Annotated in this window: 17 protein-coding genes; 6 read left to right on the forward strand and 11 right to left on the reverse strand. The window is 61.5% G+C overall.

Annotated features, from left to right (window positions below):
• Nucleotides 1-21 precede the first annotated feature (21 nt).
• Nucleotides 22-1,101, forward strand: coding sequence for a zinc-binding dehydrogenase (locus ACP6KB_RS12875; RefSeq protein ID WP_442114102.1), 1,080 nt, complete (start codon nucleotides 22-24; stop codon nucleotides 1,099-1,101).
• Nucleotides 1,102-1,120: 19 nt separating this feature from the next.
• Here the strand turns inward: ACP6KB_RS12875 and ACP6KB_RS12880 are convergent, their stop codons facing one another.
• Entirely contained in the window at nucleotides 1,121-2,146 is a 1,026-nt protein-coding gene (locus ACP6KB_RS12880; protein ID WP_442114103.1) for an AraC family transcriptional regulator, read from the reverse strand.
• 266 nt (nucleotides 2,147-2,412) lie between these two features.
• Here ACP6KB_RS12880 and ACP6KB_RS12885 point away from each other — a divergent pair, with 266 nt between their 5' ends.
• The 4 genes from ACP6KB_RS12885 to ACP6KB_RS12900 all read left to right on the forward strand — a co-directional run bounded on the left by ACP6KB_RS12885 (nucleotide 2,413) and on the right by ACP6KB_RS12900 (nucleotide 9,062).
• Nucleotides 2,413-4,275 (forward strand): DUF1302 domain-containing protein, encoded by a 1,863-nt coding sequence (locus ACP6KB_RS12885; RefSeq protein ID WP_442114104.1) that lies wholly within the window; start codon nucleotides 2,413-2,415, stop codon nucleotides 4,273-4,275.
• Nucleotides 4,276-4,298: 23 nt separating this feature from the next.
• Entirely contained in the window at nucleotides 4,299-5,654 is a 1,356-nt protein-coding gene (locus ACP6KB_RS12890) for a DUF1329 domain-containing protein (RefSeq protein WP_442114105.1), read from the forward strand.
• A gap of 73 nt (nucleotides 5,655-5,727) precedes the next feature.
• A complete protein-coding gene (locus tag ACP6KB_RS12895; protein ID WP_442114106.1) occupies nucleotides 5,728-6,666 on the forward strand; it encodes a YCF48-related protein in 939 nt (312 codons plus the stop codon).
• Nucleotides 6,667-6,668: 2 nt separating this feature from the next.
• A complete protein-coding gene (locus tag ACP6KB_RS12900) occupies nucleotides 6,669-9,062 on the forward strand; it encodes an efflux RND transporter permease subunit (RefSeq protein WP_442114107.1) in 2,394 nt (797 codons plus the stop codon).
• A gap of 84 nt (nucleotides 9,063-9,146) precedes the next feature.
• On the opposite strand, the gene ACP6KB_RS12905 is transcribed toward ACP6KB_RS12900, so the two are convergent.
• The 6 genes from ACP6KB_RS12905 to ACP6KB_RS12930 all read right to left on the reverse strand — a co-directional run bounded on the left by ACP6KB_RS12905 (nucleotide 9,147) and on the right by ACP6KB_RS12930 (nucleotide 15,321).
• Nucleotides 9,147-9,611 (reverse strand): sn-glycerol-3-phosphate transporter, encoded by a 465-nt coding sequence (locus ACP6KB_RS12905; protein WP_442114108.1) that lies wholly within the window; start codon nucleotides 9,609-9,611, stop codon nucleotides 9,147-9,149.
• Nucleotides 9,612-9,710: 99 nt separating this feature from the next.
• The gene (locus ACP6KB_RS12910; protein WP_442114109.1) at nucleotides 9,711-9,902 is read right to left on the reverse strand and encodes a hypothetical protein; all 192 of its coding nucleotides are present in this window, start codon (nucleotides 9,900-9,902) and stop codon (nucleotides 9,711-9,713) included.
• 109 nt (nucleotides 9,903-10,011) lie between these two features.
• On the reverse strand, nucleotides 10,012-11,283 hold the full coding sequence (locus ACP6KB_RS12915; RefSeq protein WP_442114110.1) for a RidA family protein: 1,272 nt from the start codon (nucleotides 11,281-11,283) through the stop codon (nucleotides 10,012-10,014).
• Between the two features lie 266 nt (nucleotides 11,284-11,549).
• Nucleotides 11,550-11,990, reverse strand: a complete 441-nt coding sequence (locus ACP6KB_RS12920; RefSeq protein WP_442114111.1) for a PaaI family thioesterase — start codon at nucleotides 11,988-11,990, stop codon at nucleotides 11,550-11,552.
• Nucleotides 11,990-13,546, reverse strand: a complete 1,557-nt coding sequence (locus tag ACP6KB_RS12925) for an acyl-CoA synthetase (RefSeq protein ID WP_442114112.1) — start codon at nucleotides 13,544-13,546, stop codon at nucleotides 11,990-11,992. Before ACP6KB_RS12925 ends, ACP6KB_RS12920 begins: the two co-directional genes overlap by 1 nt.
• A gap of 47 nt (nucleotides 13,547-13,593) precedes the next feature.
• Nucleotides 13,594-15,321 (reverse strand): long-chain fatty acid--CoA ligase, encoded by a 1,728-nt coding sequence (locus ACP6KB_RS12930; RefSeq protein WP_442114113.1) that lies wholly within the window; start codon nucleotides 15,319-15,321, stop codon nucleotides 13,594-13,596.
• Between the two features lie 236 nt (nucleotides 15,322-15,557).
• Here ACP6KB_RS12930 and ACP6KB_RS12935 point away from each other — a divergent pair, with 236 nt between their 5' ends.
• The gene (locus tag ACP6KB_RS12935; RefSeq protein ID WP_442114114.1) at nucleotides 15,558-18,341 is read left to right on the forward strand and encodes a LuxR C-terminal-related transcriptional regulator; all 2,784 of its coding nucleotides are present in this window, start codon (nucleotides 15,558-15,560) and stop codon (nucleotides 18,339-18,341) included.
• 66 nt (nucleotides 18,342-18,407) lie between these two features.
• Here the strand turns inward: ACP6KB_RS12935 and ACP6KB_RS12940 are convergent, their stop codons facing one another.
• The 4 genes from ACP6KB_RS12940 to ACP6KB_RS12955 are packed head-to-tail and all read right to left on the reverse strand — an operon-like array spanning nucleotide 18,408 to nucleotide 21,354.
• On the reverse strand, nucleotides 18,408-19,232 hold the full coding sequence (locus tag ACP6KB_RS12940; protein ID WP_442114115.1) for an SDR family NAD(P)-dependent oxidoreductase: 825 nt from the start codon (nucleotides 19,230-19,232) through the stop codon (nucleotides 18,408-18,410).
• Between the two features lie 28 nt (nucleotides 19,233-19,260).
• Nucleotides 19,261-19,677 (reverse strand): MaoC family dehydratase, encoded by a 417-nt coding sequence (locus tag ACP6KB_RS12945; RefSeq protein ID WP_442114116.1) that lies wholly within the window; start codon nucleotides 19,675-19,677, stop codon nucleotides 19,261-19,263.
• Between the two features lie 21 nt (nucleotides 19,678-19,698).
• A complete protein-coding gene (locus ACP6KB_RS12950) occupies nucleotides 19,699-20,139 on the reverse strand; it encodes a MaoC family dehydratase N-terminal domain-containing protein (protein WP_442114117.1) in 441 nt (146 codons plus the stop codon).
• 30 nt (nucleotides 20,140-20,169) lie between these two features.
• A complete protein-coding gene (locus tag ACP6KB_RS12955) occupies nucleotides 20,170-21,354 on the reverse strand; it encodes a lipid-transfer protein (protein WP_442114118.1) in 1,185 nt (394 codons plus the stop codon).
• Nucleotides 21,355-21,377: the final 23 nt, after the last annotated feature.

A 21,377-nucleotide genomic window follows, 5' to 3' on the forward strand; every position in this document is an offset into this window, starting at 1 on the left:
CGCTGGAATGGGAGAAGAGGCATGAAAGCCGTTGTCATGCGTGACAAGCAGTTGCTGGTCGAGTCGATCAGCGCGCCCGAACCTGGGCATGGGGAAGTACTGGTCAAGACATTGGCCTGTGGTATCTGTGGTTCGGACCTGCACATGTTTCATCATTGCCAGCAGGTGCTGGCCAACTTCAAGCGCGGCAATATTCCGATTAGCTTCGACGATGGCCAGGACGTGGTGTTTGGCCACGAGTACTGCGCCGAAATTCTTGACCATGGCCCGGGCAGCGACAAGCGCCTCAAGGTCGGTACCCGTGTTTGTTCGTTGCCGTTCGTGATCAGCGCACAGCACTTCGATCATATCGGCTTTTCCAACCGCTACCCGGGTGGCTACGGTGAGCAGATGGTACTGGCCGAGCAACTGCTGCTGCCGGTGCCGGGTGACCTGCCAGCCGACATTGCCTCACTGACCGAGCCGCTGACGGTAGCCGCCCACGCGGTGAACCGCGCCAGGCTCGATGGCAGTGAAGTGCCGGTAGTGATTGGCTGCGGCCCGATCGGCCTGGCGATGATCGCAATCCTCAAGTCCCGTGGCATCGGCCCAGTTGTTGCGGCGGACTTTTCCGCCGGGCGTCGGGCACTGGCGGAAAAAATGGGCGCGGACGTCGTGGTCAACCCGGCCGAACAGTCGCCTTACCAGTCATGGCTGCAGGTGGCCGCGCCAGCGGGTTACGACATCAACGGGCCAATGGCGTTGCTGGGGCTGGGCTTGCAACCCAGACCCTGTGTGGTGTTCGAGTGCGTGGGGGTACCGGGCCTGATCCAGCAGGTGATCCAGAACGCACCACCGCGTTCGCGGTTGATCGTGGTCGGCGTGTGCATGGAAAGCGACCGGATCGAGCCGCTGATCGGCATTGGCAAGGAAATGAACGTGCATTTTTCCTTTGGCTACAGCGCCGAGGAGTTCGCCCACACCCTGCACGCCCTGGCCGATGAAACGCTGGACGCGACCGCCATGATCACCGGTCACGTGACCCTGGACGGTGTAGTCGAAGCCTTCGATCAGCTGGCTCAGCCGGACCAGCACGCCAAGATAATCATCCGCTACGACTGACCCACTCGGCGTCAGCGCGTCAGCCAGTCAGCGGCTGACGCGCCCGCAGTTGTGCCCGCCGTTCGCGCGGCGGCATGCCGTACCAACGACGGCAGGCCCGATTGAACGAGCTTTGCTCGGCATAGCCAAGCAGGCCGGCAATCTGCGCCATGGGCATTTGCGCCTCGGCCAGGTACAGATCGGCCAGTTCCTTGCGCGCGTCCTCGACGATGTCCTCGAACACCGCATCCTGCTCCTCCAGGCGGCGCTGCAATGAACGTTCGCGCATGCCCAACTGCTCGGCGATCAGCGGCAGGGCGCAGCGCTGGGTCGGCAGCAGGCGCCTGATCGCGTCCTCGACCTGGCTGCGTACATCCAGTGGGTTGGCCGCGCCCATGTTGCTCACGTAATCCATCATTGTGTCGTGCAGCAGCTTGTTGTGCTGATCGATTGGCTTGCTCAGGTGCTCTGGCAGCAACACCAGGGCATTGTGCGTTTGTCCAAAATGCATGCGTGCGCCGAAAAAACGTTGATACCGGCTCTGCGGCAAGCGCGCCTCGGTGCGCGACAACACCGCGTGGGGGCGGAACCCCGGCCCGTAGAGCATTTGCACCGTCTTGAACATGACCCCCAGCGATAGCTCGATGACCTGCCGTTGGCGCGGGGCAGGGCGCAGGCGCAGTTCATAGATCAGATGGGGGTGTTGCGGGTCGGTCTCGGTATCCAGGTGCACCTGCACGCCCGGGCTGTAGGTGTGCAGAAAGCGCACGATTTCGCTCAAGGCCTCGCCGACATTGCGGGCGTTCTGCCCGACCACGGCGAGCGGCCCGAGAATCATGATGCTCTGGCGTTCAGCCAGGCTCAGGCCAAAGTCGACGCATTGCAGGCGTTCGGCACAGTGTTCCAGCAAGTTGATCATGGCGCGGTAGGGCATGACCGCGGAACTGTGTTCGAGCAACGCAGGGTCGATCTGCAGCTGTCTCAGCAGTTCATCGGGGTCGCCGCCCAGGTCTCGCACCAGTTGCGTGAACCCGGTCAATGAGGTGGTTTTGATCAAGGCTGTCATGGTGGTGAGTGTTCTTGTTGTTATCGAGGTACCGCCACGTGAGGGGGCAGTACGTTCAAGGCACAGGTGCCGTAATGAAAGCATCCTGACCTTGTTGATCTTGCCTCGACAGCATAATTCGTGCGCTGACAGTTAAAGACAAAATTCTGACGTAAACGGACAAATGGTTTTGTCTGGCCACTGGGCATGCTCTCTCCACCCAACAAGAACGCTCACCCGGCGGGCCAGATCGGCACGACACGGAAAGGGCGATGCCGGAGACCTGCATGCACTATAACGCTAAGTACCTCACCCCCCTTGCCCTTGCTATTGCCTGCGCGTCGGCGGGCACTGCGCAGGCGTTGCCCTTCCAGCTGGAGAACGGTTGGGAAGGCGAGTGGAACACCACCTTGTCGGTTGGCTCGCAGTGGCGTGCCGAAGATCAGGATTCCGCGCTGTACAGCGCTGCCAACGGCGCGCTGCGTGGCAAGTCCGGCGGCACCGGCGGCTCGGTGGATGGCGGTAACCTGAACTACGACAAGGGCGATCGCTTTTCGTCCATTGCCAAGTTTGTCACCGATGTGTCGCTGCGCAACGGCGACATGGGCGGTCTGCTGCGCGTCAAAGGCTGGTACGACCAGGCACTCAAGGATGAAGACGTCAATTTCGGCAGCGCCTCCAACGGCTACCGCAAGAAACCGCTGAACGACGATGGCTACGCCGACCTGCAGAAGTTCAGCGGTGTCTATCTGCTTGATGCCTATCTGTACGACACCTACTACTTCAACGAAACACCGGTTCAGGTTCGCTTGGGTCGGCAAGTCGTGAACTGGGGGGAGAGTGCCTTTATCCAGGGCATCAACCAGATCAACCCACTGGATGTACCGGCACTGCGCCGACCCGGCACAGAACTGAAAGAAGCGCTGATTCCGGTGTGGATGGGCTACCTGAACATTGGTTTGCCTGCGGGCATTTCGATGGAAGCGTTCTACCAGCTCAAGTACGAAAGCACTGCCATCGAAGGCTGCGGCCATTACTGGTCGGTGACCGAAAGCGCAATCGGCCAGGACTTCGGCGACTGCCAACTGGGCACCTTCCTGGGCGGCACCAACCCATCGTCGCCCGACAAGATTGCCGCCGGTGCCTATCTGCCTGAGGTCAAGGGCGAAGATCCGCACGACAGCGGCCAGTGGGGCGTTGCCTTGCGCCTGCCGGTCGATGCGCTGGATGGTGAGGTGGGCCTTTACTACCTGAACTACCACTCGCGAACCCCTTACCTGGGGATGCGCAGCACCAGTTCAGCGGCGCTCTCGGAGTTTCCCAACGCCGGTACGCCCGGTGCTATTGCACGCAATTCGGCCGGCCAGTTCGTTGGCCCAAGCTGGGAATATCCAGAAGACATTCGCCTGTTCGGCCTGAGTTTCACCACCACAATGGGCGGCTGGTCGATTGGCTCGGAGCTGAGCTACTCGCCTAATCAGCCCGCTCAGATCAATGGCGCCGACCTGCTCAATGGCGCCCTGGCGGGTATTGGGCCTGCGGCCGACCTGCTTCAACAGGTCAAGGTGGCCAGCTCGCCATTCACCGCCGGTTGGGATCGCTATGAAAAGACCCAGTTCCAGCTCAACGGCGTCAACGTGTTCCCCAATGTGCTCAAGGCAGACAACCTGACGGTGATCGCCGAGGTTGGCATGCAGTGGAACAACGTGCCGCAAGGCGAAGATGACCGCCGCTATGGCCGTGGCTTTATCTATGGCCTGGGCTCCAGCGCAACCTTGCCGGCCGGCGGCGATACCTGCACCTCACCGATGCCCAGCCTGCGCAACTCAAGCCCAGCCGGTTGCAAGAACGACGGCTATGTCACCGACTTTGCCTGGGGTTACCGGCTGCGCGGACAGCTCGATTACAACAACTTTCTGGGTACCAGTTTCACCGCTTCGCCCTATGCCTTCCTCGGTCAGGACGTTGATGGTGTGTCCATGGATGGTCAGTTCAACGAAGGCCGTATCACCTCTGCACTGGGTATCACCTTCGATTACAACAAGCAGCACAAACTCGACTTCAGCTACGTCAGCTTTGACAACAGCGCCGAGTACGACCCGCTGCATGATCGCGACTTCTATGCCGCCAGCTACAGCTACAGCTTCTGACAGAACAATAAGAGGTTAATCCGATGAAAAACACACTTCGTGCCGCCCGCCTGAGCGGTCTGGCAGGTGCCGTGCTGCTCGCCCTGAGTGCTCAGGCGTTCGCCCAGATCACTGCCGATCAAGCCGCACGCCTGGGCCAGGACCTGACCCCGCTAGGGGGCGAGATGGCCGGTAATGCCGATGGATCGATTCCCGCGTACAGCGGTGGGCTGGCGCAGCCTCCCGCTGGCTGGAGCGCGAGCCAGGGCTACCTTGACCCGTTCGCTACGGAAAAGCCGTTGTTCACCATCACTGCCGCCAACCTGGCCCAGTACAAGGACAAGATCACCCCGGGTATGCAGGCGCTGTTGGCCAAGTACCCCACCTTCAAGATGCCGGTGTACCCGACACACCGTACCGCGATGGTGCCGGCAAGCATCGCGGCGAAGGTGAAGCAAGAGGCGGTTAACGTTCAGCTCAATGGCTTTGGGGTGAGCAACCTGAACGGCACCACCACGCCGTTCCCGATTCCGAAAAATGGCCTGGAAGCCATCTGGAACCACAACCTGCGCTACCTGGGTGGCGGTTTACAGCGCACCTACGCCTCGTTCCCGGTGCGTGGCAGTGGTGACTTCTACACCGTGCGTATCCAGGAAAACCGGGTGTTCGACACCAACATGGACAAGCAGTCGGAGAACCGCCTGCTCAATTATTCGGCGCGCTTCATCTCCCCGGCAACCTTGGCCGGTACGGTGCAACTGGTGCATGAGCCTATCGACCAAGTGAAGGAAGTGCGCTCGGCGTGGATCTACAACGTCGGCCAACGCCGCGTGCGCCGCGCACCAGACCTGGCCTACGACAACGTCAACGACGGCACCGAAGGCCTGCGCGTGACCGACGACTTTGACGGCTACAACGGCGCACCTGACCGCTTCGACTGGAAACTGGTCGGCAAGCAGGAAATGTATGTGCCGTACAACGACTACAAGTTGGGCGACAAGGCGGTCAAGTACAAGGACATCCTCACCCCCAACACGCCAAACCCCGACTTGATGCGCTACGAGCTGCACCGTGTCTGGGTGGTCGAGGGCACCCTGCGCAAAGACGCCAAGCACGTGTACGGCAAACGCACCCTGTACCTCGACGAAGACTCCTGGACGGTACTGGCCAGTGATGCCTACGACACCCGTGGCACGCTGTGGCGCGTGGGTGTGCATCCCCTGGTGCAGTTTTACGATGCGCAGGTGCCGTGGTACCGCGCCAACATCTGGCACGACTTGAGCAATGGCAGTTACTACCTGGCCGGGCTTGCCAACGAAGAAACCCAACCCTGGAGCTTCGGCAGCAAGGGACGCTTCGTTGACCTTCAGCCTGATGCCCTGCGCCGCATGGGCAAGTAAATCGCCTCTGCCACTCTTGAACCCGCCACTGCCTTTCAATCGGGAGGCAGTCGGCCTGCCGGGAATCCGCCTTATGTCTCTACACCCCCTGACGGCGCTGGCGGGCTTGTGCCTGCTTGCCGCCCACGCCCATGCACAACCCCCGGCACTGGATTACCCCATCCGCCCGGACCGGGTCCTGCTGCTTAACCTGACCGATACCGGCAAAAGCCTGGTGGCGGTTGGCGAGCGCGGCGTCGTGCTGCGTGCTGATGCGCTCGCGACACACTGGTCCAGCCTGCGCACGGGCACCACTCGCACCCTGTCCGGTGTTGCCTTCGTCGATCCTCAGGTCGGCGTTGCCGTAGGACACGGCGGCACCTTGCTGCGTACCGTCGATGGCGGTGCCAGTTGGGACAGCCTCGAGGTCGACAGCAATGGCGACGCACTGCTGGGCGTAGCCGCACTGGGTAACGGCCGCCTGGCCGCCTGGGGGGCTTTCGGGCTCTACCTGTTGTCCAAGGACAACGGCGCGAGCTGGACGCGTGTGCCGGTGATCGACAGCGATTTCGACCGGCACATTTCCCAGGTTATTGCCCTGGCCAATGGTGACTGGCTGCTGGTGGGGGAGAGCGGCACCCTGGCGCGCTCCAGCGATCAGGGTGAAAGCTGGCAGGCAATGGAAAGCCCCTACGCAGGCAGCCTGTTTGGCGCCTTGCAGCTCAAGGACGGCGGCCTGCTGATCTACGGCATGCGCGGCAATCTCTGGTATTCCGGCGATGCCGGCAACACCTGGAGCCAACGCCAAACCAACACCACCTTTGCGTTCAACGGTGCGCTTGAGCAAAAGTCCGGGCGCGTTCTGGTGATGGGCAACAGTGGGCTGCTGCTGGCCAGCGATGACCAGGGCCAGCACTTTCTGCCACAACCGTCCACCCACTTCAGCCTGTCCCGTGCAGTCGAGCTGGGCGATGGAACACTGCTGGCGGTCGGTGATCGTGGCGTGACGATTATTGGCCAAGGGCAGAACTGAGCATGAGTAAGCACGAAAACATCATCAGCGACGCCGAGCACCTGGCCCGGCGAGATTTTGCCCACGGCCTCGTCGGCAAGGTGTCCTATGGCATATTCCACCAGCGCAAGCCGCTGCTGGTGCTGTTCATCCTCATTACCCTGGTGCTGGGCTACAGTGCCACGCGCCTGAAGGTTGAAGCGGGCTTCTTCAAAATGATCCCGTTGCATCACGCCTACATGCAAACCTTCCTTGAGTACCAGAAAGATTTCGGCGGCGCCAACAAGGTGCTGGTGGCGGTAAAGAGTCACCAGGGCGAAATCTTCAGCCCTGAAGCCATGGCGGTGCTGCGCAAGGTGTCTGATGAAGTGTTCTTCATCAATGGCGTCGAGCGCAGCTCGGTGACCTCGTTGTTCACCTCCAACGTACGCTACACCGAGGTGGTGGAGGACGGTTTCACCGGCGGCAACCTGGTGGACTCCAGTTACGCCGGCACCCCGGAACAGATCGCCCAGGTGCGCGAGCGTACGCTCAAGTCCGACTGGGTCGGGCGTATCGTCTCCAGCGACCTGTCTTCGGCAATGGTGGTGGCCAACCTGCAGGAAGTGGACCCGATCTCCGGCAAGCGTTTGGACCTGCAAGAGGTGGCGAAAAAGCTCGAGCAGATCCGTCAGGACAACCAGAATTCGGGTGTCAGCATCCATATCATCGGCTTTGCCAAATCCATCGGTGACATCGCCGAAGGCGCTTCCGGCGTGCTGGTGTTTTTCATCGTGGCCTTCGTGATCACGGCGTTGCTGCTGTTCTGGTATTCGGGCTCGCTGATGCTCACCGGCTGGGCCCTGATCTGTGCAGTGGTGCCGGTGGTCTGGCTGCTCGGCTTGCTGCCGCTGCTGCACTTGACGCTGGACCCGATGTCGATTCTGGTGCCGTTTCTGATCTTCTCCATCGGCGTGTCCCACGCGGTGCAGATGACCAACGCCTGGAAACTGGAGACTCTCAACGGTGCCGACGGTGTAACGGCGTCGCGTAACTGCTTCCAGAAGCTGTTTATCCCTGGCGCAGTGGCGCTGCTGGCCAATGCCCTGGGTTTTGTGGTGATCGCCCTGGTGGACATCGAAATGGTCCGCGAACTGGCCATCACCGCAACCCTCGGGGTGTCGGTGATGATCGTCACCAACAAGATGCTGCTGCCCATCCTGCTGTCGTTCATGCGCTTGTCCGCCGCCGATGCGCAGAAACTGCGCGGCAAGGAAACGCTCGGCGCTGGGCTGTGGGAGCGCCTGGGGGTGCTGGCGACCCGTCGTGGTGGCGCTGTCGCCCTGGTGTGTGCCGCGCTGCTGCTGGGCCTGGGCCTGCTTGCCGCGCGTGACCTGCATGTTGGCGACATGGGGGCCGGGGTACCGGAGCTGCGTTCGGACTCGCGCTACAACCAGGATGTCGCAGTGATCACCCGCGACTTCGCCATCGGCGTCGATTTGCTACAGGTGATCGTCAAGGCCAAGGGCGACGAAGAAACCCCTTGCGTGAAGCGCGAAGTGCTCGACCCGATTGCTGAACTGGAGCTGTATCTGCGTCAGGACAACGGCGTGTCGTCAGTGCGCAGCCTGGCCGGCTTTGTCGCTAACATCACCCAGGCCTATGCCGAGACTGACCTGAAGTGGCGCGTACTGCCCGAGTCCACCGCGCAAATTGCCCAGGGTGTCGGCTTTGCCACCCGCGTTGGTACCGAGTACATGAACAGTGCCTGCAACGCGATCCCGGTGTCGATCTACACCCGCGACCACCAGGCCGACACCATCAGCGCGCTGATGGACAAGATCAAGTCATTCAAAGCCGCCAACGACAATGACCAGGTGAGTTTCCAGCTGGCCTCGGGCAACGTCGGGGTCATGGCCGCCACCAACGAGGTGGTGCATGCCGGCGACAAACTGGTGAACGGCGCACTGTTCGCCTCGGTGGCGCTGCTGTGCCTGTGGATGTTCCGCTCCTGGCGCATCACCCTCTGCGTGATCTTGCCGCTGGCGTTGGTCACGGTGCTGTGCAACGCGCTGATGGCCTTGCTGGGCATTGGGGTGAAGGTCAACACACTGCCGGTGGTGGCCTTGGGTGTGGGGGTTGGCGTGGACTACGGCATCTACCTGTTCGAACGCATCAAGCATGAGATGCATGAGCGCGGCATGAACCTGCGCGACGCCTTCGTCGAGGCGCTCAAACAGCGTGGAACCGCCTCGGTGTTCACCGCCGTGACCATGACCCTGTCCATCGCCACCTGGGCCTTCTCTTCACTCAAGTTCCAGGCCGACATGGGCATCCTGCTGGCCTTCATGTTCCTGGTCAATTTGCTGGGCGCCATCTTGCTGCTCCCGGCGCTGGCGGCCTGGCTGCTGCGGCCGCAGCGGGTAGCCCGCGGATAACAATCCGGCGATCATCGACCCTGTCGGCGTTTTTGCCGAGCACCTGGCCCGAGGCATGGGCCAGGTTTTTTTCAGTGAAAGCGCTCAGTAGTACACCCCGACATTGACCATCATGGCCGAGCTGCCCAGCAGCACCATTTCGCCGCCCACGCGACCGGCCTGTACGCCCAGCGAAGGAATGATCGCCGGGGCGACGCCATAACGATTGAAGGGAATCTTGTCGCGGTAGTCGCCGCGGTAACCCTGCAATAAGCCACCGGTTGCCTTGAGATAGAACGGCGTTGAATCACTGTCAAAGCGCTTGCCGACGTAGGCGTACTGGGTGCGTTGACGGAACGAATTGCGGAAAGTGGCACCGCCTGCGACCTTGCCGCCCTGGCCCTGGTACTCCAGGCCGATCAGGTCCTGGTTGTTGTTGTGCTCAGGGTCTGGGTGAAAATGCGTGGTGTAGGCGCTGTTTTGCAGGTACCAGTCGTAGGACTCTTTGGCTTCAAGCAGCAGCGGCGCAGCCAACAGGCCGAGGGCAATCAGCAGTCGAGAGGCTTTCATCGTGCAACCGTCCTGGTTTGGGGACCGTTTCTGAAGATGCCCCCATTCTAGGTAGTGTTGGCTGAACACAGGCTGTCTGATTCTGTGGTTGAAGCTTGCTCACTTTTTCACGAACACCGCCCAGGAAGGCGAGGAGTCGATAATCTGCTCGTCAAATTCGATCTGGACCTGGCCTGGGCCAAAGCTGCTGATGGCTTTTAGGGTCAAGCCGCCCTGGACGATAACCTTGGCATCTTGTGGCAGGCGCGACAGGGTTGCAATCAACTCAGCCACGGTTTTTGGGGTCGACATCGGGAGCATCCTCTAAAAAATCGAGGAGGGATACTTGCCTATTAGCGGGGCTGCATTCAAGTAGAAAAAGCCCTTGCCGAAGGTTGGCAAGGGCTTTTGCGCTGAGCTGTCACACCTCGGGTGGTGTGCCTTCAGCGTTTGCTACCACAGCTTCAATCTGGATTAACGCATCGCCCGGCAGTTGCGCCACGCCCACGGTTCTGCGTGCCGGAACACCGTTTGCAAAGAAGGCGGTATACACCTCGTCAACCGCAGCGATGTCGTCGATGTGTTTAAGGAAGAGGTTGATCTTGACCACATCATCCATCGAATGATTGATGCTCTCTACGATGGTTTTGATGTTCTTCAGGCACTGGCCGGCTTGCTCTTTGATACCACCGGCTACCCGTTCCCCGGTTTTCGAGTCTATCGGCAATTGCGCTGAAAGGTGGTTGTAATGAGAAAAAGCCACGGTCTGCGTGGACAGCGCATGCTTCGGTGCGTTGGGCGTCGTGTTGGCTTTTATGACAATGCCGTGGCGGTCTTCCACTGCCTGTGGTGGCGTGCCATCACCGTGTGAAACAACCGCTTCGATTTGCACCAGTGCATCCAGCGGCAGGGCGGCAACTGCAACGATGCTCCGGGCGGGTACATAGCCCACGGTCCTGGCAATGGCCGAGTCGGGGAAAAACCGTTTATACACCTCATCGACCGCCTCGGTGTCTGAGAGGTGCCTGACAAAGACGGTGATTTTGACGATGTCATCAAACGGCACATCAATGCTTTCCAAAATGGCCTTGATGTTTTCCAGGCACTGCTCGGTTTGCTGTTTTACCCCGCCCGCCACCAATTTCCCCGTGCTTGGATCAATCGGCAGTTGAGCGGACAGGTTGTTGTAATGTGAGAACGCCACCGACTGCGTCGAGTCAGGGTCTGTCGGGGCATTTTTGCTGTTGCTTGCCACCTTGATCAGGTCGCCGGCCTGAGGGGCGTTGGGGATCGTGCCTTCGCCGTTGGAAACCAGCGCTTCCACTTGCACCAGGGCATTGAGCGGCAGGGCGGCCACTACAACGGTGGTCAGGGCCGGCACATAGGTGGGGAAGTAGCTTTTGTACACCTCGATGACCGCATCGCGATCTGCGAGGTTCTTGAGGAATATCGAGATCCTGACCACGTCGTCCATCACATGGCCGATGCTTTCCAATATGGCCTTGATATTGCTGAAACACTGCTGCGCTTGTGCTTTCGCACCGCCGGCAACGATGTCACCCGAGGCCGGGTCGATGGGCAATTGCGCGGACAGGTTGTTGTAGTGAGAGAAGGCGACGGATTGAGAGTAGGGGCCTGTTCCTTGCGGCGCGCGCTCTGTGTTCCTTGCCAGGACTTCGTTATAACCAACCATGATAGTAGTCCCCTGTGTTGCTGGATGAGTGGGTCGTGTGGCAAACGCGTGAGGGGTTCCGTTATTCGCGCGTGCCACGGCTTATCCGGACGACGGACATTGAGTCCACACGGGTACAGGCAGGGTGAAGGGTGAGGCAGTTGTTTGAATCGGATTCAAGTGTAGCGGCCAGTGCGCGTTACGCCACAGGTTGATGTCGCCCACTGCTGAGCTGGGCGACAGGCTCGAAACAACCTTCTCTTTACGACGAACAGGTGATGTGCAGGTCAGTCGCGTGCGGCATCCCGTCCGCGCCAGCGGGTGAACACGCCACTGCAGCGCAATACGGTGCGCTCGCCCACCATGAGCAGGCAGTCGGCGTTGACCAGGCTTGTGCCGACCTTGAGCACTTGTACATGCGCCTCAAGCCAGTCACCCTCACGCACGCCATTCAGGTAGTCGGCGCACAGGCTGACGGTGATCGGTGGCGTTTCGCTCTGCATGCAGCGCCGCAAAATCAACCCGAAGGCGGTATCGGCAAAGGTCGCGAGAAAACCGCCATGGGCAATGCGCACGGAGTTCAGGTGCTCGGGCATGATCCGCACGCCGAGGACCGGCTGCTCCTCGTGCAGATGGAAGCCGCCGCAGTGCCTGACGAAGCCGTGGGGCGCGTTGACCAGGCTGAAACCGGGCGGGACCTGGCTGACACTGCAGTGCGTAGCGCTCATCAGTTCACGCTCCTGTGTTTGTTTTCCCAGTACGGTGTGCGCAGTTCGCGCTTGAGGATCTTGCCGGCACTGGACAGCGGCAGTGTGTCGCGAAATTCCACGCTTTTGGGGCACTTGTAGTTGGCAATAGCATCCCGGCAATGGTTGCGCACCTCGTCCAGGGTCAGGGTGAAACCTGGCTTTTGCACCACCACCGCATGTACCGACTCGCCCCATTGCTCATGGGGAACCCCGATCACTGCGCACATCAGTACCGCCGGATGCCGGGCAATCACATTCTCGACTTCAGCCGAGTACACGTTCTCGCCACCGCTGACGATCATGTCCTTGAGCCGGTCAACGATGTAGAGGTAACCCTGGTCATCCATGTAGGCACCGTCGCCGGTCCACAACCAGCCGTCGCGCAATGCCTTGGCGGTTTCCTGAGGCTTGTTCCAGTAGCCCTGCATGATGTTCGGGCCGCGCACGATGATTTCACCCACGGTGCCGCGCGGCACTTCCTGGCCTTGCGGGTCGACGATTTTTACGTTCACCCCCAGCCCGCCGCGCCCAACCGAACGGCTCAGACCACTGGCGCGTGCCGCCGCACTGTGGTTCTCGGGTGGATTGGTAGAGACGATCGGGCAGGCCTCCGTCAAACCGTAGGAATGCGACAACTTGAGGTCCGGCAGTGCCGCCAGCACGCGTTCGACTATCTCGCCAGCAGTCGGTGAGGCACCGTAGGTCAGGCGTTGCAGGCTGCTGAGGTCGTGCTCGGCGAAGTTCGGGTGCTCCAGCAGGGCCTGGATCATGGTGGGTACCAGAATGGCGTCGGTGATGCGCTCGCGTTCGATAGTGGCCAGCACCTGTGCCGGGTCGAAGGTCGGCAGCACCACGAAAGAACCCCCGGCAATAAAGCCCGACACCACCCGCGCCAGCCCGGCGATATGGAACAGCGGCATCACGAACAGATCACGGTTTTCGCTGCCCTGAGGATATTCCGCCATGCGCTGGATGCACGCCGACCAGAGGTTGAGATGGCTCTGCATGACCCCCTTGGGAAAGCCCGTGGTGCCCCCGGTGTACATGATGCAGGCAAGGTCTTCACCGCCGCGCCCGGCATCGGCGACCGCTGCACTGGCGGCGATCAGTTGCTCCTGGTCCAGCATGCCCTGCGGCGCCTGGCCTTCGCCGATATAAATGACAACTGGTGCACGACGGGCGCTGGCGCGGATACCCGGCACCAGGGGCAAAAAGTGATCGTCGACAAACAGGATGCCGGTGTCGCAATCATCCAGGGAATAGACGATTTCCGGCACCGCCCAGCGGATGTTGACCGGGTTGAGCGCGCCGCCGCCCCACCAGGTGGCCATCATGCATTCGATGTAGCGGTCGCTGTTCAATGCCAAGGTGCTGACGCGGTCGCCAGGCACCATGCCCAGTTGCTGCAGCGCCCCGGCCAGGCGGGCAACGCGTTGACCAAACTCGGAAAACGTACGACGTCGCGCGCCGCAGATGGTGACGACGCTGTCGGGCGTCTGCTGCAGCGCACGCTGCAGTCCTTGTGTCAGATACATGATCGAGGTTCCCTGATTGTTGTTGTGTAGTGGGACTGGGCGTGGTGTCAGCAGAGGCGGCGCGCCTGCTCCGCTTCCTGCAGTTCACGCCAGGCAATCTTGCCGGTGGCTGACTTTGGCAAGCTGTCGACAATGTCCAGCAGGCGTGGGGCCTTATAGGTGGCCATGTTGTCCTTGCACCAGGCGAGCAATTCCTCGGCAGTCGACGTCGCCCCGGCCTTGAGGGCGATCACCGCCTTGACCGTTTCCCCGCGCTGCTCGTCAGGCACGGCGATCACGCAGGCCTCATGAATGGCCGGGTGTTCATTGAGCATGGCTTCCACTTCTGCCGGCCAGACTTTGTAGCCTGAGGCATTGATCATGCGTTTGAGGCGGTCACGCATGAACAGGTAGCCGTCTTCGTCGAAGCTCGCCAGATCACCGGTACGCAAGAAGCGCTTGCCGTCGATGACGATGAAGCTGTCGGCATTCGCCTCGGGATTGTTCCAGTAGCCGAGCATCACCTGTGCGCCGTGCACCACGATCTCGCCAACTTCGCCCTGGGCCAGCACCTTTTGTGTGTGCGGATCGATGATGCGCGCGTCGACGCCGTAGGTTGGAATCCCAAGGCAGCCACGCTTGGGCTTGCCAAGCGGATTGGTGCAGAGGAACGACGCGGTTTCGGTCAGGCCGTAGCCTTCGAGGTAGTCGATCCCGTAGCGTGCCTTGAGCAACTGGTTGATGTGCAATGGTGTGGCCGCGCCACCGCCGCCGATCATCTTCAGGCTGCTGAAATCGCGCAATTCGATGCCCGGTTGGGCGAAGAAGTCCACCAGCATCGCCGGCAGCGCCGCCCAGAAGGTCACGCGATGACGTTCCATCAGGATCGCCGCGACTTCGCGATCCCAGCGCGGCATGACCACGATGGTGCCGCCGACAAACAGCGGGCCGTTGATGTTGGTCTGCAGGCCGAGCAAATGGAACAACGGCGCCACCGCCAGGCAGGTGGTATGGGTGGTCATTTGCCGCCAGTTGGCCGAGCCCACCGACGCGCTCAGGACCGTGCGGTGAGTGTGCGCACAGGCCTTGGGCTTGCCGGTGGTGCCGGAGGTGTAGGGCAGCATACTCAGGTCGTCCGGGCCGGCCTGGTGTGGCGCCGGCTGGCGTGCCTGGCTCAATGCGTCCTGCCAGCGTACGGCACCGTCCGCCAGTGCTTGCGGCGATGAGCGTTCGCGCACCCAGTCTGGAACGGTCAACCCGGCGTCGTCCTCGCCCAGGGCGTCGCCGTAGGCATGAACGATCAGGTGCTGCAGGCAAGTAGTGCCCAGCAGCGGGGCGATCTGCCCGACCAGTTCCTGGGCAACGAAGGCGGCCACTGCACCGCTGTCCCTGACAATATGCTCCAGTTCGTCCTGCAGTAGCATCGCGTTGACCGGCACCAGCACCGCGTCGGCCCGCAGAATGGCGTAGTAGGCGACGATGAACTGCGGGCAATTCTGGCTGTACACCACCACACGATCACCCCGTTTGACCGCGCAAACCTGCTGCAGGTAGCCGGCCATGTGTTCCACATCGCGCAACAATTGCGCGTAACTGTACGAGGCGCCGTAGAACTGGATGGCGGCCTTGGACGGGTAACGCCGCGCGGAGACTTCCAGGTTGTAGTACACGCTGGTCTCGGGGATCTGCACACTGGCCGTCGGCACGAGCGTCGCGTGTTGCGCGTTCAGACCGAGGGCGCCGGTCGGCCGCTCGATCGCATGGGCCGGGGTAGGGTGCGGGTGGTGATGGATCACGGGTGCCTCCTGTGGCGACCTGATGCCGATTGGCCGCTCCTTGTTATTGTTCAAATGTCAGCGCAGCAGGTGAGTGACAGGGACCGCTGTTGCCTGCCAGTAGAGCAATGCAGGGCAACGCAACCGCCACCCGAGTCGGGTGGCAGGGTAGGGATACACATTCGGTGGCAACAGGCGTTAAGCTGAAAAGACGACCGAGAACCTCGGCGCCACTCACTACACTTTCGGATTGGCCCATGAACAATAACAACTGGCCCGCCGCATCTACTGGTGACACAGCTTTCTCCACCGTCGACGCCAGCAAACTGCAGCCGCCACGCAGCACCGGCAACCTGATTGCCCGTGAGCAACTGCGAACGCGCCTGCTTGCCGCCCGCCAGCAACGCTGCGTTGTGTTGCGCGGCCCGGCCGGCTGCGGCAAAACCAGTACCTTGCTGGCCTGGCGGCAGCAATTGCTGCCGCTGGGGTACGACTTCGCCTGGCTGACCCTGACCCAGGAAGACAATGAGCTTGCCCGCTTCCTCGATTACCTGATTGCCAGCATCGCCCGCGTCGGTGACAGCATGGCGCGTGAGGCGTCGCAACTGGAGGGGCGTGGCATCGACGCTGAGGCGGTAGAGCGCACGATCATCACCTTGGTGCGGGGCATCGCCAATCACCGCCGTGAATTGGTGCTGGTGCTGGACGACCTGCACAGCCTTACCGATCTGGGTATCCACGAAGCCCTGCAATGGCTGCTGGACTATGCACCCGCCAATCTGCACCTGGTGCTGGCCTCGCGCAGCGTCGTGCCACTCTCGCTGGCCCGCCTGCGTAGCCAGGCCATGACCCTGGAACTGGATTTTCGCGATCTGCGCTTCAGCCTGGAGGAAAGCGAGCGCTTCTTGCAGACCCAACTGGGCGCCATCAGCCACAACGAAGCCCGTCAACTGTACGAGCAAACCGACGGTTGGGTGGCCGGGTTGCAACTGCTGTGCGTGAGCCGCAAGCGCCCCCGCCAGAGCCAGACGGCACCGGCGCAGTTGCGCGACACTCAGGCTTTCGAGGCGTTTTTCGGCAACAACGTCCTGGCGCAACTGATGCCCGGCGACGTTGATCAACTGGTACACATGGCCGTGTGCAACCGCTTCTGCGCCGCCCTGTGTGCCGCCCTTACCGGTCAGCCGGAAGCGTTGGGCGATGCCAACATACTGCTGACGCGTCTGGAGAGCGACAACCTGTTTCTGATCCCGGTGGAAGGCTATGGTCCTGAACGCTGGTTTCGCTTTCACCCACTGCTGCGAGAAATCCTGCTCAAGCGCTTTGCCACCCGCAGCGAAGAAGAACAAGGCATTGTGCATGCCCGGGCGTGGAGCTGGTTTCGTGACCGCGATCAACTGGACGAAGCGGTGCGCCACGCGGTGCTCGGGGGCCAGGGTGCGGCGGCGGCGCGTCTGGTCGAGGCGCAAGCCGAGCGCCTGTATGCCCATGGCGACCTGCGTCTGCTGGTGAATCTGGTGCGCCGGTTGCCGGCCAAGCAAGTAGGGCTAAGCCCGGCGCTGAGGATTCTGATGGCGCGCCTGCACATTTTCGCCCAGGACTTCTCTGCCGCCGAAGCGCTGATCGAGGAGCTCTGGCACAGCGTACCGCTCAGTGACGTCGCCGCGCGTTTTCGCCTGGTGCTGCTGCGCGCCACGCTGGCGGTGCAGCGCGACGATATTGACAGCGCCTTGAGTGTGCTGCCGCAAATGCTGCACCCGCCCAAGGAGGCCAACGCCGTGATGGTGGGTGGGGGCATCAACATCTGTTCCTGGCTGTACATGCACCAGGGCCAATACGAATTGGCGCGACGCATCCAGATGGAGCGTCCGCTGCTGATTGTCGATGGTGCCCCCCTGACCGGCACCGCCGGTGGCAGTCTGCAGGGGCGCTGCCTGATCGGCTTGAGCCTGGCCATGCAGGGGCAGATCACTCAGGCAGAGCGCGTCTATCGCGAAGTGCTGCAGGAGGCCGAACACGGCGGCAAATCATGCGCGGACGCCTATTATCTGGCTGGCGCGTTGCTTGGCCAGGTGCTCTATGAAACCAACGAAGTGCAGGCCGCCTTTGATCTGTTGAGCGGCTGGCTGGACATTCTGGAGCGCATCTCGATCCCCGATTCGGTGCTGCGCGTATTCGGCATCCTGGCGTCGGCACAATGGGCGCTGGGCCATCACCAGGAAGCCTTTGCCTACCTGGAGCGCCTGCATGAGTACGGCCGCAAGCTGGGGCTGGACCGGTTGATTGCCTACAGCCTGGTGTGGCGGGTGCACTGGCACCTGTTGCTGGGCGAGCAAGTGGCGACCGAAAGCTGCATGGCGCAACTGGCGGCCGTTTATGCGCGTCATCCACAGGTGGAAAACAGTCCGCTGAGCGAAATCCATATGCTTGCCCAGCACGCCGAGGCACGCCTGCAGGCGGCCCGTGGTGATCTCAAGGGCGCTTCGCTGCGCCTGGGGCAACTGCTCACCTGGTGCGAGAACCATGGCCGTCATGGGCTGGCTGCGCGAATTATGATTTTCGGGGCGTTCATCGATCGGCGTCTTGGTCAGGAGCAGGCGGCCCGGGACAAAGTCATCGAAGCCTTGCGTCGCGGACATCGCTTCGGGTTGATCCGCAGCCTGATCGATGCCCATGCCGATGCGCTTGACATGATCATCGAGCTGGTCGCCCAGGAGCCGCTCGATCCGGTCCTGGCGTTCTACGTCGAGCGCCTTGTGGCCACCCGTCCTGTTGCAAGGGTGGACGTCGAGGTCGCGCCGGAGCAAACGCCACGGCAATCGGCTGGCCAGGGCATTGAATGCTTGAGTGAACGGGAACTCGAGGTCATGCGCCTGTTGGCCCAGGCCCTGCCGAACAAGAAAATTGCGCGTGCCCTGGGACTTTCACCGGAAACCGTGAAATGGCACCTCAGCCACATCTACAGCAAACTGGCTGTCAGCAGTCGTGACGAGGCCGTGGCCCGTATGCGCGATCACCAATCCGCCACTGGTGCCGTTTAAACCGCAAAAGCCGACAACCGTTGGAGTGGCTAGCACCCGTTGAAATACGGGCGCTAGCCTTGGGGATTACTGCAGGTTACCCGCCACCGCAATGGTCTGGGCGGTGATGTAGTTCGACTCGGGCGAGCAGAACAGGTAGACCGCATCGGCCGCTTCCTGCGGTGTGCCCGCGCGACCCAAGGGGTTGCGCTGGGCGTGGGACTTGGCGATTTCCGGGCTGACACCGACGCGGATGTCGCGCCCGTCGATGCTGACCGTTGCACCGGCGTGGGCGTCGGCGCGGGTCATGCGGGTCTCGATGAAACCGAAGGCCACAGCGTTGACGTTGACCTTGAAACGCCCCCATTCGCGGGCCAGGGAACGGGTCATGCCGCCGACACCGGCCTTGGCCGAGGCGTAGTTCATTTGCCCGGGGTTGCCATTGAGCGCCGACACCGAGGAGATGTTCACCACCTTGCGAAACACCTCCAGACCTTCGGCCGCTTCAGCTTGCGCCTGCGCCTTGATGATCGGGTAGGCCGCGCGCAGGATGCGGAAGGGCGCGGTCAGGTGGCAATCAAGGATCGCGTACCACTGCTCGTCGGTCATCTTCTGGATCACGTCGTCCCAGGTGTAACCGGCGTTGTTGACGATGATATCGATGCCCTTGTAGTGGTCCATCGCGGTCTTGATGTAGCGCTCGGCGAAATCCGGAGCGCTGACGTTGCCATGGCAGACCGCCGCTTCACCACCCATCTGGCGAATCAGCTCTGCGGTTTCGTGAGCCGGGTCGGCGTCCAGATCGTTGATCACGATCCGCGCACCTTCGCTGGCCAGTTTCAATGCGATGCACTGGCCGATGCCGCGGCCGGAACCGGTGACCAATGCGACTTTGCCGTCAAGTTTTGCCATGTTGCGGACTCCTGAAAAATAGCTGCGCTTACAGCGCAATCACGGCATCGCCGAGGATCTTGATATCGCCGTATTGGCTGGTGGTCTGGATGTGCAGGCGAATGCGTCGCTCGCCATCGACCTCGAACTTGTCCACGACCTTGCCGGTGCAGGTAACCTGGTGGCCGAGGTGAGTGATACCGAGAAAGCGCACGCCAAATTCACGCAACTGACGCTGGTCGACCCATTGGGTCAACAGGCGACCGAGGTAGGCCATCGACAGCATGCCGTGGGCGAACACATCGGGCATCCCGGCCTTGCGGGCATAGTCGGTGTCGATGTGAATCGCGTTGTGATCGCCCGAAGCACCGGCGAACAGCGCCAGGGTGGTGCGGTTGATCGCTGGCAGGGTCAGCGGCGGCAGCTCATCGCCGATGTGAATGGTTGCAAGACTGATTGCGTTCATAGAGGGCTCCGTTCTGGTTTTTCAGCCGTTGCGCTGAACAAGTACGTCGCGCAGGTCGGCCACGTGCTCGCCGCGCTGATTGGTCACGCGGGTTTCCCGCACCACAAACTCCAGGGCGCCGCCCTTTTTGTCGTAGATGTCGGCGATTCGCACTTCAAAACACAGGGTGTCGCCAGCGTGCGCCATGCGGTGGTAACGGAAGGTCTCCTCACCGTGCAGGATGCGTGAAGACACTATCCCCAGCTCGTCACGCCAGGCGTTGGAGGGCGCCTGGAATGCCAGCGAGAACAGAAAGGTCGGCGGCAGTGGCAAGTCGGGATAACCGGCGTCACGGGCTGCCTGCTGCTGAAAGTAAATCGGGTTGGTTTCCCCGGTGGCCTTGGCGAAGAATCTCAATTGCGAGGCTTCGGCTACGGCGTGAAAGGTCGGCAGCTGTTTGCCGATGTGCTTTTTATCGATCATGTGCAAGGGCTCCTGTCGCTATCCGGCGGTTCAGTTCTTTTTGAACACGGTGACCACACCCGCGCCACCCAGGCCAAGGTTGTGTTGCACGGCAATGCGTGCACCCTCGACCTGGCGCTGTTCGGCCGTACCACGCAGCTGGTGGGTCAGCTCATAGCACTGCGCAAGGCCGGTAGCGCCCAGTGGGTGGCCCTTGGAAAGCAAACCTCCGGACGGATTGACGACCCATTGGCCGCCATACGTGTTGTCACCATCACTCACCAGCATTTCAGCGCCACCCTCAGGGCACAGCCCCAGGGCTTCGTAGGTCAGCAGTTCGTTTTGCGCGAAGCAGTCGTGCAACTCGATGACGTTGATGTCATACGGTTCAATGCCGGCTTGTTCATAGGCAATCTTTGCCGCCAGGCGGGTGACGTCAAAGCCGACCACGCGGATCATGTCGCGGCTGTCGTAGGTGCTGGGGGTGTCGGTAGCCAGGGCTTGTCCTGCGATCATCACGTCGGTGCGCAAACCGTGCTTTTTGGCGAAGGCTTCGGACACCACGATGGCCGCCGCGCTACCACAGGTAGGCGGGCACGCCATCAAACGGGTCAGCACGCCGTCCCACAACATCGGTGCGGCCATGACTTCGTCGCTGCTGACGATGTTGCGAAACACCGCCAACGGGTTACGCGCCGCGTGTTGGCTGGCCTTGGCGCGAATCTTGGCGAAGGTCTCCAGTTTGGTTCCGTACTTTTCCATGTGCGCGCGGCCCGCGCCGGCGAACTGGCGGATGGCGTTGGGCATGTCCGGCATGCCGACCAGCTCGTCGACCAGCGTGTTGGCGCGTTCAAGCGCACCAGGACGATCGGTCCAGACCGATTTCAGCGAACCGGGGTTCATCTGTTCGAAGCCGAAGGCCAGTGCACAATCCACCGCGCCGCTTTGTACGGCCTGACGCGCCAGAAACAGGGCAGAGGAACCGGTGGCACAGTTGTTATTGACGTTGAGCACCGGGATGCCGGTCATGCCCACGCGGTACAGCGCTTTCTGTCCGCAGGTCGAATCGCCATAGACGTAGCCAGCGTACGCCTGCTGGATATCGCTGTAATCCAGGCCCGCGTCGGCCAGGGCCAGGCGAATCGCCTGTTCGCCCATGACGTCGTAGGTCTCGCTGGTACCGGGTTTTTTGAACGGGATCATGCCGACGCCGGCAACGAATACGTTAGTGCTCACGGGGTGTTTTCCTTGTTGTTGTG

The organism is Pseudomonas sp. NUPR-001 (genome assembly GCF_052147955.1).
Classification (GTDB): Bacteria; Pseudomonadota; Gammaproteobacteria; order Pseudomonadales; family Pseudomonadaceae; genus Aquipseudomonas.

Coding starts and splice junctions, on each gene's coding strand:
- ACP6KB_RS12875 (WP_442114102.1), top strand. CDS start 22: ATGAAAGCCGTTGTCATGCGTGACAAGCAGTTGCTGGTCGAGTCGATC.
- ACP6KB_RS12880 (WP_442114103.1), bottom strand. CDS start 2,146: ATGACAGCCTTGATCAAAACCACCTCATTGACCGGGTTCACGCAACTG.
- ACP6KB_RS12885 (WP_442114104.1), top strand. CDS start 2,413: ATGCACTATAACGCTAAGTACCTCACCCCCCTTGCCCTTGCTATTGCC.
- ACP6KB_RS12890 (WP_442114105.1), top strand. CDS start 4,299: ATGAAAAACACACTTCGTGCCGCCCGCCTGAGCGGTCTGGCAGGTGCC.
- ACP6KB_RS12895 (WP_442114106.1), top strand. CDS start 5,728: ATGTCTCTACACCCCCTGACGGCGCTGGCGGGCTTGTGCCTGCTTGCC.
- ACP6KB_RS12900 (WP_442114107.1), top strand. CDS start 6,669: ATGAGTAAGCACGAAAACATCATCAGCGACGCCGAGCACCTGGCCCGG.
- ACP6KB_RS12905 (WP_442114108.1), bottom strand. CDS start 9,611: ATGAAAGCCTCTCGACTGCTGATTGCCCTCGGCCTGTTGGCTGCGCCG.
- ACP6KB_RS12910 (WP_442114109.1), bottom strand. CDS start 9,902: ATGTCGACCCCAAAAACCGTGGCTGAGTTGATTGCAACCCTGTCGCGC.
- ACP6KB_RS12915 (WP_442114110.1), bottom strand. CDS start 11,283: ATGGTTGGTTATAACGAAGTCCTGGCAAGGAACACAGAGCGCGCGCCG.
- ACP6KB_RS12920 (WP_442114111.1), bottom strand. CDS start 11,990: ATGAGCGCTACGCACTGCAGTGTCAGCCAGGTCCCGCCCGGTTTCAGC.
- ACP6KB_RS12925 (WP_442114112.1), bottom strand. CDS start 13,546: ATGTATCTGACACAAGGACTGCAGCGTGCGCTGCAGCAGACGCCCGAC.
- ACP6KB_RS12935 (WP_442114114.1), top strand. CDS start 15,558: ATGAACAATAACAACTGGCCCGCCGCATCTACTGGTGACACAGCTTTC.
- ACP6KB_RS12940 (WP_442114115.1), bottom strand. CDS start 19,232: ATGGCAAAACTTGACGGCAAAGTCGCATTGGTCACCGGTTCCGGCCGC.
- ACP6KB_RS12945 (WP_442114116.1), bottom strand. CDS start 19,677: ATGAACGCAATCAGTCTTGCAACCATTCACATCGGCGATGAGCTGCCG.
- ACP6KB_RS12950 (WP_442114117.1), bottom strand. CDS start 20,139: ATGATCGATAAAAAGCACATCGGCAAACAGCTGCCGACCTTTCACGCC.